Source organism: Inquilinus limosus, from assembly GCF_002195995.1.
Taxonomy (GTDB): domain Bacteria; phylum Pseudomonadota; class Alphaproteobacteria; order DSM-16000; family Inquilinaceae; genus Inquilinus; species Inquilinus limosus_C.
This window is the reverse complement of the sequence record NZ_NHON01000063.1, coordinates 1-12,283: the sequence shown is the minus strand read 5'-3', so window position 1 is coordinate 12,283 and position 12,283 is coordinate 1. Positions and strand designations below refer to the sequence as shown.

General features: G+C 71.6%; 14 protein-coding genes. 3 read left to right on the top strand and 11 right to left on the bottom strand.

Translation table 11 applies throughout. From position 1 onward, the window contains the following. Window positions 1-8 precede the first annotated feature (8 nt). Window positions 9-1,400: an amidase gene (locus BWR60_RS25550; RefSeq protein ID WP_218823675.1), complete on the top strand. Its 1,392-nt coding sequence runs from the start codon at window positions 9-11 to the stop codon at window positions 1,398-1,400. A gap of 129 nt (window positions 1,401-1,529) precedes the next feature. Then, the gene (locus BWR60_RS25545) at window positions 1,530-2,381 is read left to right on the top strand and encodes a universal stress protein (protein WP_088154269.1); all 852 of its coding nucleotides are present in this window, start codon (window positions 1,530-1,532) and stop codon (window positions 2,379-2,381) included. A 153-nt stretch (window positions 2,382-2,534) separates the two neighbouring features. On the opposite strand, the gene BWR60_RS25540 is transcribed toward BWR60_RS25545, so the two are convergent. From BWR60_RS25540 to phnG, 11 genes are all read right to left on the bottom strand, one after another. After that, window positions 2,535-3,833 carry an MFS transporter gene (locus BWR60_RS25540; RefSeq protein WP_088154267.1) on the bottom strand — a complete coding sequence of 433 codons (1,299 nt, stop codon included), beginning with the start codon at window positions 3,831-3,833 and terminating at the stop codon, window positions 2,535-2,537. 134 nt (window positions 3,834-3,967) lie between these two features. After that, window positions 3,968-4,510, bottom strand: coding sequence for an MOSC domain-containing protein (locus BWR60_RS25535; RefSeq protein WP_088154265.1), 543 nt, complete (start codon window positions 4,508-4,510; stop codon window positions 3,968-3,970). After that, on the bottom strand, window positions 4,507-5,211 hold the full coding sequence (locus BWR60_RS25530; protein WP_088154263.1) for a DUF1045 domain-containing protein: 705 nt from the start codon (window positions 5,209-5,211) through the stop codon (window positions 4,507-4,509). Before BWR60_RS25530 ends, BWR60_RS25535 begins: the two co-directional genes overlap by 4 nt. Before the next feature lie 195 nt (window positions 5,212-5,406). Then, window positions 5,407-6,555, bottom strand: a complete 1,149-nt coding sequence (locus BWR60_RS25525) for an alpha-D-ribose 1-methylphosphonate 5-triphosphate diphosphatase (RefSeq protein ID WP_088154261.1) — start codon at window positions 6,553-6,555, stop codon at window positions 5,407-5,409. After that, window positions 6,552-7,256: a phosphonate C-P lyase system protein PhnL gene (gene phnL / locus BWR60_RS25520; RefSeq protein WP_088154259.1), complete on the bottom strand. Its 705-nt coding sequence runs from the start codon at window positions 7,254-7,256 to the stop codon at window positions 6,552-6,554. Before phnL ends, BWR60_RS25525 begins: the two co-directional genes overlap by 4 nt. 3 nt (window positions 7,257-7,259) lie before the next feature. Then, entirely contained in the window at window positions 7,260-8,039 is a 780-nt protein-coding gene (gene phnK, locus BWR60_RS25515; protein WP_179221944.1) for a phosphonate C-P lyase system protein PhnK, read from the bottom strand. Beyond that, window positions 8,036-8,986: an alpha-D-ribose 1-methylphosphonate 5-phosphate C-P-lyase PhnJ gene (locus BWR60_RS25510; protein ID WP_088154257.1), complete on the bottom strand. Its 951-nt coding sequence runs from the start codon at window positions 8,984-8,986 to the stop codon at window positions 8,036-8,038. Before BWR60_RS25510 ends, phnK begins: the two co-directional genes overlap by 4 nt. Further along, window positions 8,979-9,155 (bottom strand): hypothetical protein, encoded by a 177-nt coding sequence (locus BWR60_RS37255; protein ID WP_179221943.1) that lies wholly within the window; start codon window positions 9,153-9,155, stop codon window positions 8,979-8,981. Before BWR60_RS37255 ends, BWR60_RS25510 begins: the two co-directional genes overlap by 8 nt. After that, the gene (locus tag BWR60_RS25505) at window positions 9,152-10,273 is read right to left on the bottom strand and encodes a carbon-phosphorus lyase complex subunit PhnI (protein ID WP_088154255.1); all 1,122 of its coding nucleotides are present in this window, start codon (window positions 10,271-10,273) and stop codon (window positions 9,152-9,154) included. The genes BWR60_RS37255 and BWR60_RS25505 overlap by 4 nt, the downstream gene beginning before the upstream one ends. 4 nt (window positions 10,274-10,277) lie before the next feature. Beyond that, on the bottom strand, window positions 10,278-10,883 hold the full coding sequence (gene phnH / locus BWR60_RS25500; RefSeq protein WP_088154253.1) for a phosphonate C-P lyase system protein PhnH: 606 nt from the start codon (window positions 10,881-10,883) through the stop codon (window positions 10,278-10,280). Beyond that, the gene (gene phnG, locus BWR60_RS25495; protein WP_088154251.1) at window positions 10,880-11,335 is read right to left on the bottom strand and encodes a phosphonate C-P lyase system protein PhnG; all 456 of its coding nucleotides are present in this window, start codon (window positions 11,333-11,335) and stop codon (window positions 10,880-10,882) included. Before phnG ends, phnH begins: the two co-directional genes overlap by 4 nt. Before the next feature lie 112 nt (window positions 11,336-11,447). Between phnG and phnF the strand changes: the two genes are divergently transcribed. Then, entirely contained in the window at window positions 11,448-12,182 is a 735-nt protein-coding gene (gene phnF / locus BWR60_RS25490) for a phosphonate metabolism transcriptional regulator PhnF (protein ID WP_088154249.1), read from the top strand. Window positions 12,183-12,283 lie beyond the last annotated feature (101 nt).

The window sequence follows — 12,283 nt, the reverse complement described above, 5'->3', positions numbered from 1 at the left end:
ATCGAGAGATGACCGACACATCGCCCGCACCGTCCAGCGCCCGCGCGGTGATCGCCGATGCGCTGGACCGCGCCCATGCGGCGCAGGCCCGGCTGAACTGCTTCACCCTGATCCTGGACGACGAAGCGATCGCCACGGCCGAGGCCGCGGATGCGGCTGTCGCTTCCGGCCAAGCACCGGGGCCGCTGCACGGCGTGCCGGTGGCGATCAAGGATCTGACGCCGACCCGCGGCCACCTGACAACGCTGGGATCGCATTCGACCGGCGACTGGATCCCGGACCGGTCGGCGCTGGTGGTGCGGCGGCTGGAGGCGGCCGGCGCGATCGTGATCGGCAAGACCACCACGCCGGAATTCGCCCATTCCAGCTTCACCTATAGCCCGCGCTGGGGCGTCACCCGCAACCCGTGGGACCCGGAGCGGTCGCCGGGCGGGTCCTCCGGCGGCTCCGGCGCCGCGGTGGCCGCCGGGGTGGTGCCCTTCGCCGAGGGCACCGATATGGGTGGGTCGGTGCGGATCCCGGCCGCCTTCTGCGGCGTGGTCGGGTTCAAGCCCAGCCTGGGCCGGATCCCGATGACGATCCTGCCCAGCCAGTTCGACGACATCTCGCATTTCGGCCCGCTGGCCCGGACCGTCGACGACGCCGTCGCCTTCATGGCCGCGACCGCCGGGCCGAGCGACGAGGACATCGGGTCCCTGCCCCTGCCCTTCGACGCCGCGGCGACGCGGATCGACGGGCTGGCCGGGCGGCGCTTCGCCCTGTCGCTGGATCTCGGCTACTACGCGGTGGATCCGGCGGTCGAGGCCGCGGTGCTGGCGGCGGCGGAGGCGCTGCGCCGCGCCGGCGCGGTGGTCGAGGAGGTGGGCCTGCCCTGGACCCGGGCGGCGAGCGACCGCTGGCTCGACCTGTGGTGCGTGTTCATGGCCGCGTTCCAGGGCCACGCCCTGGCCGAGTACCGCGACCGGATGGATCCGATCCTGGTCGGGCTGATCGACCGCGGCCTGACCCTGGGCGCCGCCGAGGTCAAGCGGATCGAGATCCTGCGCAGCGATATGTGGAACGAGCTGGCGGCGGTGCTGGCCGGCCGCGACGCCCTGCTGTGCCCGACCTGCGCCGTACCGCCCCCGCCCGTCACCCTGACCGATGACGATTTCGCGGCGGATCGTCCGGACGGGCGCTATGGCGGCCTCGACCTGACCGCGCCGTTCAACCTGCTGTCCCCCTGCCCCGCTCTGTCGCTGCCGGCCGGGCTGACGCCGGACGGCCTGCCGGTCGGGCTGCAGGTCGTCGGCCATCGCCATGCCGACGAGGCGGTGCTGGGCCTGGCCCGGGCGATCGAGACGGCGTTGCTGGAAGCCGGATTGACCGAGGCCGTGCGCCGCGGGCCGCCGCAGATGTGACGGTCCCGGCCCGCTCCGCTCTTGGAACGGAACGAGGCCGCGCCAGATTGTTGAGTCAGGACCGGCATTGAGTCAGTCTTTCCCTGTCGCCGACGGCCCCCGCGGCCCGGCCAACATGGAGTCGATGGCATGGCCAAGGTTCTCGCCTGTATCGACGGCTCGATCTACTCCCACAGCGTCTGCGATCTTTCGGCCTGGGCAGCCTCGCGGCTGAACCAGCCGGTCGAGCTGCTGCATGTGCTGGGCCGCCGCGAAGTGTCCACCATCCCGGTCGATATCAGCGGCACGCTCGTCGCCTATTCGCAGGACATCCTGGCCGAGCTGGCGGCGATGGACGAGCAGCGGGCCAGCCTGTCGCAGAAGCGCGGCCGGCTGATCCTGGAGGAAGGCAGCGCCCGGCTGAAGGAGGCCGGCGTCACCGACATCKACACCCATCTCTACAATGGCGACCTGGTCGAGACGGTCGGCGAGTTCGAGCCCGACACCAGCGTCATCGTCATCGGCAAGCGCGGCGAGGCGGCGGATTTCGCCAAGCTGCATCTCGGCTCGAATCTCGAGCGGGTGGCGCGGGCGGCGAAGAAGCCGGTGCTGGTGGCGGCCCGCGCCTTCAAGCCGATCCGGCGCTTCCTGATCGCCTTCGACGGCGGGCCGAGCGTGACCAAGGCGGTCGACCTGATCGCCGGCGGCCAGCTGCTGCGCGGGCTGGAGGGCCATCTGCTGATGGCCGGCAGCCCGGATGAGGAGGCCGAGGCCAGGCTGGATGCCGCCGAGGCCAAGCTGCGCGACGCCGGCTGGGACGTCCGCGCCCGCATCCTGCCCGGCGAGCCGGAGGCGGTGATCGCGGCCGAGGTGGCGGCGGCGTCGATCGACCTGCTGGTGATGGGCGCCTACGGCCACTCCCGCATCCGCAACCTGATCATCGGCAGCACCACCACGGCGATGGTGCGGTCCTGCCTGATCCCGGTGCTGATGATGCGGTGAGAGGGCCGGGGTCGGCTCTGGCGGCGCGCCCCCCTCCCCCTCCCGCAGGGGGAGAGGGACTCTATCGGTGTGGGTCGGGAGAGCGCTCCCTCACCCCAAGCAATTCTAGTCCCCCCTCCCCTCGCGGGAGGGGGTTAGGGGGAGGGGGTTCCATCAGCAAGAACCGACCTCCCGCCGCATCAGCCAGAGGCCGACGGCGCAGCCGAGCACGCACAGCGCCAGCATGTAGTAGAGATGCGCCAGCGGGTTCAGCGCCAGCAGCGCCGGGATCGCCAGCGGCGTCAGCCCGCCGAACACGGCATAGGAGATGTTGTAGGAGAAGGACAGGCCGCTGAAGCGGACCGCCGCCGGGAAGGCCCTGACCATGACGAAGGGCACCCCGCCGACGACGCCGACCAGCAGGCCGGTCAGGGCATAGGTCGGCACCAGCAGGCCCGGATCGGGGGCGCCGTGGGTGTAGAACAGCCAGGTGGCGCCCGCGAGCAGCACGCTGCCGATGGCGAAGAAGCGGCCGGCGCCGATCCGGTCGATGATCGCGCCGGCGAGGATGCAGCCGACCAGCAGACACAGCGTGGCCACCGTGTTCGCTTCCAGCCCCACCGGCAAAGGCACCCCGTTCAGCTTCTGCAGGAGCGGCGGCGTCATCAGGATCACCACCACGATCGAGGCCGCCAGCAGCCAGGTCAGCAGCACCGACACCACCACCGCGCCGGGATGGTCGCGCACCACGACCTTCAGCGGCAGCTCCGCCGCCAGCGCCCGGCTGGCCCGCATCTCCTGGAACACCGGGGTCTCGTGCAGCAGCCGGCGCAGGAACACCGAGGCCAGACCGAAGGCCCCGCCCAGCAGGAAGGGCAGCCGCCAGGCCCAGTCGGTGATCTCGGCCGGGCTGAACCGGCCGTTGATCACCGTCGCCACCACCGACCCCAGCAGGATGCCGGCGGTCAGCCCCGCGGTCAGCGTGCCGCAGGCATAGCCGATGCGGTGCGCCGGCACATGCTCGGCCACGAACACCCAGGCGCCCGGGACCTCACCGCCGATCGCCGCGCCCTGCAGGATGCGCAGCAGCAGCAGGGCGACCGGCGCCCAGATGCCGATCTGGGCGTAGGTCGGCAGCAGGCCCATGCCCAGCGTGGCCGCCGCCATCAGCAGGATGCCGAGCGTGAACATCCGCTTGCGGCCGAACAGGTCGCCGAAATGCGCCATGACGATGCCGCCCAGCGGCCGCACCAGATAGCCGGCGGCGAAGATGGCGAAGGTCTGGAACTGGCGCAGCCAGTCCGGGATCTCCGCCGGGAAGAACAGCTGCCCGACCGCACCCGCGAAATAGATGAAGACCACGAAGTCGTAGAATTCCAGCGCCCCGCCCAGCGCGGCCAGGCCGAGGGTGCGGTAGTCGCCGGCATTGAGGCGCCGCCTCGACGGCAGGTCGGCGGCGATGGCATGGGTCATAATGGAGCGGGCTCTGTCGTTCGATGGTGGTCCTGCGCCTCGGCGCGTCGCCGCGACCGTAGGACAGCGCAGCCGAGCCGGACAGCGCTACGCCGTCATGTCCGGGTCCACCAAACGCGTTGCATCCGTAACGTTCACACCCGCTCCAGCGGCCGGTGCGGCTCCGGCGGCAGCTCGATCCCGATCGGGTCGCCGGGGCGCACCGCGCCGCCGGCCAGGACGATGCCCATCACCCCGGCCTTGCGCACCAGGTTGCCGGCCTCGTCCCGGCCCACGACCAGCTTCAGCAGCCCCTGCTGGAAGCCGTCGATCTGGCTGCAGGGGTTGCGCAGGCCGGTGACCTCGACCACCGCCTCGGTGCCGAGCCGCAGCTTCGCGCCGGTGGGCAGGCCCAGCAGGTCGATGCCGCGGGTGGTGACGTTCTCGCCCAGGTCGCCCGGCAGCACGGTGAAGCCGGCGGCGGCCAGTTCGTCATGCAGCTCGCCCTGGATCAGATGCACCTGGCGCAGATTGGGCTGGGTCGGGTCGACCCTCACCCGCGACCGGTGCTTCACCGTCACGCCGAGATGGGCGTCGCCCTCGACCCCGAGCCCGGCCAGCAGCCGGATCGTATCGACCACCGGCTTGCTGAAGCTGTGGGTCGGGCAGAGGCCGACGGCGGTGACCACGGCGGTCACGCCGCGGCTCCGCGCAACGGATAGCGGCCGGTGACGAGGAACGGAGCCTGCCGATCGGCCTGCTCATACACCGCGATCGCGTCGATCCGCAGCGGGTCGACGCAGACCGGCGCGGTCCGCTCCGCCAGCGCGGCGCGGACCTGCTCATGCTCGGCCCTGTCGGTCAGGCGGGCGGTCAGGGTCATGTGGAAGCGGAACTCGTCGAACACATAGGGATAGCCCCAGCGCTCGAGATGCTCGTCCTGCGCCGGGGTCAGCGGCGACCGGCGCCGCCGCTCCAGTTCCGCCGCCGTCAGCGGGGCGCGGAACCGGTCGAAGGCCTCGACGCAGGCATCGGCCAGGGCGTGCACCTCGGGCGCCGCCGCCGAGGGCACCAGCGCCAGGAAGCCGCCGATCGAGGCCAGCGCCAGCACCGGGCCGGCCGCCGCGGAACGGCCGGCGGCGAAAGCCTCGGCCGCGGCGTGCAGCGCCTCGCCCGACACGCCCTCGGCAAGGGCGAACGGCGCCTTCAGCGTCGCGTGGAAGCCGTAGTGCCGGGGATCCTCGGTGATGGCGTGGAGCCGGTCGGGGTCGATGCCGTCCAGGCGCGGCTGCGGCCGCGCCTCCCCGGTCTCCGGATCGCGGCCGAGGATCTCGGCCCCCAGCTCCGCCAGGGCTGAGCGCGCGGGCGGGGCGAAGTAGATCGCGTAGCGTCGAGTCATCTCTCAGGCATCCAGAACGATCGGACAGGCAGTTCGGATTGCCTCTCTCGCCTGGCGGGAGAGGTCGGGCGTCCGCAGGACGACCGGGTGAGGGCGGGCCCAGGCCTCGACAACCCCTCACCCGGAGCCGCTTCGCGTCTCCGACCTCTCCCGCAAGCGGGAGAGGCAATGCGTTGGTTCAGCGGCGCAATCAGCTCAAGCCACGCGCTTGCCGGCGCGCCAGACGGCGCGGATGTGCGGCACGCCGTCGATCAGGCGGAAGCGGACCAGGTCGGCCCGCAGCCCCGGTTCGATCCGGCCGCGATCGTCCAGCCCCGCCGCCTTGGCCGGGTTGGCGCTGACCAGCGCCACCGCCGCCGGCAGGCCGAGGCCGACCGACGCCTCGGCCAGCAGGCACACGGCGTGCAGCATGCTGATCGGCACGTAGTCGGAGGCGAGGATGTCCAGCAGCCCCGCCGCCGCCAGGTCCGCCGCGCCGACATTGCCGCTGTGCGAGCCGCCGCGGACCACGTTCGGCGCGCCCATCAGGATCGACAGGCCGTGGCTGCGCGCCGCCTGGGCCGCGTCCGCCGTGGTCGGGAACTCCGAGATCGAGACGCCGAGCGACACCGCCTCGTCGACATGGGCCGGGGTCTCGTCGTCATGGCTGGCCAGGGCCAGGCCGCGGCCGGCGGCGAGTTCGGCAATGGCGTGGCGGTGCCGGTCGGCATGCGCCTCCTGCGACGCCTGGCGCTGCTGCATCACCACGTCCAGCTCCGCCTCACTGTAGCGGTGCCGGTTGGCCTGGCGCCACTTCTCGACCTGGGCGTACTGCCGCTGGCCGGGCGTGTGGTCCATGATCGAGAGCAGGCGGACCGCCGGGTCGTCGACCAGCACCGAGAGGTAGTCGAGCACATGCGGGTCGCCGACCTCGCAGCGCAGATGCAGGAAATGGTCGGCCCGCAGCATGTCCTGGCGGCGCGCCGACTCCAGCCCGTCGACCATCGGCCGCAGCAGGTCGCCGCGCGGCGCGCCCTTGTGCTCGCCCATCAGCGACAGGCTGTCGAACACGGTGGTGATGCCGGCGGTGGCGACCTGCGCGTCATGCGCCATCGCCGCCGAGACGTTGTTCCACATCACCCCCGGCCGCGGCGCCACATGGCGCTCGAGATGATCTGTGTGCAGGTCGATCATGCCGGGGATCAGGTAGTCGCCCTCGGCATCCTCGCTGGTGGCGGACGCCCCCTCCTCCCCCCTGCTTTCGTCAATGGCCGCGATGCGGCCGTCCTCGACCCGCAGCGTTCCGGTGACGACGGCCCCAGGCGTGACGATCCGGGCGTTCGAGAAGATCAGATCCGTGCTCATGCGGCCGCCTTGTAGAGCGTGACGTCGAAGATCCGGGTCGCCACCCGGTCGCGCACCGCCGTGTCGTGGAAGATCCCCACGATGGCGGCGCCGCGGGCCTTGGCCTCCTCGATCAGCTCGATGACCACGCGCCGGTTATCGGCGTCGAGCGAGGCCGTCGGCTCGTCGAGGAGCAGGATGGGATACTCCATCGCGAAGCCATGCGCGAGATTGACCCGCTGCTGCTCGCCGCCGGAGAAGGTGGCCGGCGGCAGCGACCACAGGCTCTCGGGCAGGTTCAGCCGGGCCAGCAGAGTGCGGGCGCGGCGCTCGGCCTGCGCCTCGGCGACGCCGGAGGCCAGCATCGGCTCCTTGACGATCTCCAGCGTCGGCACGCGCGGGATCACCCGCAGGAACTGGCTGACATAACCGAGCGTCCGGCGCCGGATCTCGAGGATCCGGCGTGGCGTCGCCGCAGTGATGTCGACCGGTGCGCCCTCATGCCGGATCTGCACCCGCCCGGCCGAGGCCAAGTAGTTGCCGTAGAGGGTGCGCATGAAGGTGCTCTTGCCCGCGCCGGACGCGCCGCCCAGCACGACGCATTCGCCCGCGGCCACGGTGAAGTCGACGCCGGCGAACACCGGCAGCCGGACGCCGTTCTGGTTGTGCAGCACGAAGGTCTTGGACAGGCCGGAGACCTCGATCATCGCTGTGTTCGGCATGGCTCAGACCTGCAGGACGGAGGAGACGAGGAGCTGGGTGTAGGGGTGCTGCGGGTCGTCCAGCACCTGGTCGGTCAGGCCGGTCTCCACCACCCGACCGTGCCGCATCACCATCAGCCGGTCGGCCAGCAGCCGGGCGACGGCGAGGTCGTGGGTGACCAGCACCACGGCGATGCCGAGCCGGCGCACCAGCCCGCGCAGCAGGTCGAGCAGCCGGGCCTGGACCGAGACGTCGAGGCCGCCGGTCGGCTCGTCCATGAACACCAAGCGCGGGTTGGTGACCAGGTTGCGGGCGATCTGCAGCCGCTGCTGCATGCCGCCGGAATAGGTCGCCGGCCGGTCGTCGATGCGGCCAAGGTCGAGTTCGACCTTTTCCATCCAGTCCTGCGCCTGGCCGCGGATGCGGCCGTAGTGCCGGGCGCCGACCGCCATCAGCCGCTCGCCGACATTGGCGCCGGCGCTGACATCCATGCGCAGCCCGTCGCGCGGGTTCTGGTGCACGAAGCCCCAGTCGGTGCGGGCCAGCATCCGCCGCTCCGGCTCCGACAGCGCGTAGATGTCGATCAGGCCGCGCATCCGGGTGTCGAAGGCGACCGTGCCGGCGCTGGGCGGCAGCCGGCCGGAGATGCAGTTGAGCAGCGTGGTCTTGCCCGACCCGCTCTCGCCGACGATGCCCAGCACCTCGCCGGGCGACATCTCGAAGGACACCTCGCGGCAACCGGTGACGGTGTCGCCGTAGAGCTTGGTCAGGCCCTCGACCCGCAGCAGGATGTCGCCGCTCACGCCTCGCCTCCCTTCGGCTGGTGCGCCTGCTCGACCGTCCGGTCATAGGCGGCCAGCGCCTCGCCGCTCAGGGCGCCATGGTGGCCGGCATCGCGCCGGGTGCGGCAGTGATGGCTGTCGGAGCAGACGAACATGTGCCCGCCGGCATCGTCGAGCACGACCTCGTCGAGATAGCTGTCCTCTGCGCCGCACAGCGCGCAGGGCTGGTCCCAATGCTGGATGTCGAAGGGATGGTCCTCGAAATCCAGGCTGACCACGCGGGTGTGGGGCGGGATGGCGTAGATCCGCTTCTCGCGCCCCGCCCCGAACAGTTGCAGCGCCGGGTTCATATGCATCTTCGGATTATCGAACTTGGGGATCGGCGAGGGTGCCATCAGATATCGGCCATGCACCATCACCGGATAGTCGTAGGTGGTGGCGATATGGCCGTAGCGGGCGATGTCCTCGTACAGGCGGACATGCATCAGCCCGTAATCGGCATAGCCGTGCATCAGCCGGGCCTCGGTCTCGCGCGGCTCCAGCCGCCGCAGCGGCTCCGGCTGCGGCACCTGGTAGACCAGGATCTGGCCCTCGGCCAGCGGCTGCTCCGGGATGCGGTGCCGGGTCTGGATCACCGTCGCCTCGCCCGTATCCTCGGTGGTCGCCACCCCGGCGACGCGGGCGAAGAAGCGGCGGATATTGACGGCGTTGGTGGTGTCGTCGGCGCCCTGGTCGATCACCTTCAGCACGTCGTCCGGGCCGATGATGCTGGCGGTGACCTGGATGCCGCCGGTGCCCCAGCCATAGGGCACCGGCATCTCGCGGCCGCCGAACGGCACCTGGTAGCCGGGGATCGCCACCGCCTTCAGCAGCGCCCGGCGGATCATCCGCTTGGTCTGCTCGTCGAGATAGGCGAAGTTGTAGCCGGGATCGCGGGCCACGGCGGTTGCGGTTGCCACGTCAGACATCGGTTCGCCCCCTCACCCACTCCTCAACACCCGTCATTGCGAGCCCCGAAGGGGCGTGGCAATCCAGCGGCACCGCCCTATGGATCGCCACGGCGCTGCGCGCCTCGCGATGACGATAGAGGCAGGCGAGTTCCAGCGAGATCCTGTTCGTCACGCTGCCGGCGCTCATTCCGCCGCCTCCTTCCGGGTCGCCGCCTCATCGGCCGCTTCGCGGGCGCGGCGCTCATGCTCCGCTCGCAGCCGGCGGATCAGCTCCAGCTCGGCCTGGAAGTCGACGTAATGCGGCAGCTTGAGATGCTGCACGAAGCCCGAGGCCTCGACATTGTCGCTGTGCGCCAGCACGAACTCCTCGTCCTGCGCCGGGTAGCGCGCGGCCTCGCCGAGCTCGCGGCCACGCAGCGCCCGGTCGACCAGCGACATCGCCATCGCCTTGCGCTCGCAATGGCCGAAGGCCAGGCCGTAGCCGCGGGTGAATTGCGGCGGCGCCGTCTTCGACCCGGCGAACTGGTTCACCATCTGGCATTCGGTGACCGTGACCTCACCGATCTCGATGGCGAAGCCCAGCTCCTCCGGCACGATCTCGACCGCCACCTCGCCCAGCCGGATCTCGCCGGCGAAGGGGTGGTTGCCGCCATAGCCGCGCTGCACCGAATAGCCGAGCGCGAGGAGGAAGCCCTCGTCGCCTCTGGCCAGGTTCTGCAGCCGCTGGTCGCGGTCGGCCGGCAGGGTCAGCGGGTCGCGGGTCAGGTCGACCGGCTCATGCCCCTCCGGCGCCGCGGCCTCGCGCTCGATCAGCCCCTCGCGGTTGAGGATGTCGACCACGCGCGGCACCGGCCCGTCCGCCCCCGCCTCGCTCTCCGCCGTGGCCGGCGGCCGCCCCTCGGCGGCCAAAGCGAAGTCGATCAGCCGGTGGGTGTAGTCGTAGGTCGGGCCCAGGATCTGGCCGCCCGGAATGTCCTTGTAGGTGGCGGAGATCCGGCGCCGCACCGTCATCCGGGCGGTGTCGATCGGCTCCGACACCGCGAAGCGCGGCAGCGTGGTGCGGTAGGCGCGCAGCAGGAAGATGGCCTCGACCAAGTCGCCCTGCGCCTGCTTGATCGCCAGCGCGGCGAGGTCGCGGTCATACAGCGATCCCTCGGCCATCACCCGGTCGACGGCCAGGCCCAGCTGCTCGCGGATCTGGTCCGCGGCGATCTCGGGCACGGCCGGATCGCCGCGGCGGGTCTCCGCCACCAGCGCCTGGGCGTTCTCGATCGCGCGCTCGCCCCCCTTGACGGCGACATACATCGGATCAGCCCTCCCAGCGGTTGGTGCGCGGCAGGCCCAGCATCCGGTCGCCGCAGGTCAGCAGAAGGTCGACGCCGAGCGGATAGGCGGCGCCATTGGCCGCCCAATCCTCCCGGAACCAGGCCGGCAGGCCGGCGATCCGGACCGGCTCGGCCGTCTCGATGCCGGGGCCGGTGAAACGGCCGGCCTCCGGCCCGTCCAGCGCCGGCACCTCGACCACCAGCGTCGCCGAGCGGTCGGGGTAGCGGTCCTCGCCCAGGGCCAGGCCGCCGAGGCGCGGCAGCGCCGCGGCATCGGCCACCAGCAGGAAGGCGGCGGTGGCCGGGTCGGCCACCAGCGGCGCGCCGGTGTGGAAGCGCAGGAAGCTCTGCACCGCCGGGGTCGCCAGCGCCGGGTCCAGCCAGAGCGGCGTGTCGAAATCGACGAGGGTCAGCGCCGCCGCGGTCATGGCGCGGCCCAGCGGGGCCGGCGCGGCCAGCGGTTCCGGGCAGGCGACCGGCCGGCCGGGCCGGGACATGGCGTCGAGCACGGCGCGGAACACCGACTGGCTGCCCAGCACCGGGTCGGCGAAGCCGGGCAGCAGCGCCGCCGAATCGAGGATCGCGGTCATCGCGGATTCTCCCCCCGCACCATGGTGAAGAAGTCGACGCGGGTCGCCGCCACCTTGCGCCGGGCGATCCCGCGCGCCTCGGCCTGGGCCTGGCGCAGCGGGACGATGACCGCGGCCTCGACCGCGTCGCGCCGGTCGGTCTGCAGCAGGGCGTCGGCCCGGGCCGCGATCTCGGCATGGCGCCGGTCGCGGCCGGCGACATAGGCGAAGCCCAGCACCTCGCTGCCGTCCAGCCGCACGGTGCAACGCGTCACCGTCATCTCGCCGAGGGCGAAGGCCATGCCGTCGCCGCCGGCGCGGCCCCGCACCATCACCATGCCGGTCTCGGCCGGGCGCAGCGTGGTGAAGCCGGCCCCGTCGCCGAGATCGGTCCACAGGCGGTGGAGGATCCCCGGGTCCGCCTTGGCCAGCACGGCCATCCAGTCCCGGCGCTCTTCAGTTTCTTTGCTCATAGGCTGATAGACCTATTGCCTAATCATCTAGTCATCCGTATGTTTAGATCATGAACGGGATTCAACGACAATCGCAAGTCGGGAAGGATGAAATTTGCGTGACGGACACGGCATGACTCGGCCCATCTCCCTCAGCCGCGGCGCCGGCGTCGCCTTGTGGCGCCAGATCAGCGAGACGCTGGAGCGCGAGATCCGCGACGGCGTGCACCCGGCCGGGGCCCGGCTGCCGACCGAGGCGGAGCTGTCGGAGCGGTTCGGCGTCAACCGCCACACCGTGCGGCGGGCGATGGCCGAGCTGGAGGAGCAGGGCCTGGTCGACGTCACCCAGGGCCGCGGCACCTTCGTCCATCTCGGCGCCATCGCCTATCTGATCGGCCGGCGCACCCGCTTCCACGAGAACATGAAGCGGGAGAACCGCGCCGCCCGGCTGGAGCTTCTGGACTCCGCCGCCGAGGCCGCGTCCGCCGCGATCGCGCGGGAGCTGGACGTGCCGGCCGGGACGCCGGTGATCCGGCTGGACACCCGGTCGCATGCCGACGGGCTGCCGCTGAGCCTGGCCAGCCACTACTTCCCGGCCGCGCGCTTCCCGGGGATCGTCGAGATCTTCCGCGAGACCGGGTCGGTGACGGCGAGCTTCGCCCGCCTCGGCGTCACCGATTACACCCGCCGCCGCACCCGGGTCTCGGCCCGGCTGCCGGATGCGCGGGAGCAGCGCTTGCTCGAGATCACCCGCACCCGGCCGGTGATGGCGACCGAGGCGCTGAACGTCGACGCCGACGGCACGGTGGTCGAGTTCGGCCTGTCCAGCTTCGCCAGCGATCGTATCCAGCTGGTGTTCGAGGGCTGAGCGGACCGGATCGAGGCTGACTAACCCCCTCCCCCTAGCCCCCTCCCGCAAGGGGAGGGGGGCCTCTGTCTGCTTGGGCGGAAAGAGCGATCCCCAAACCC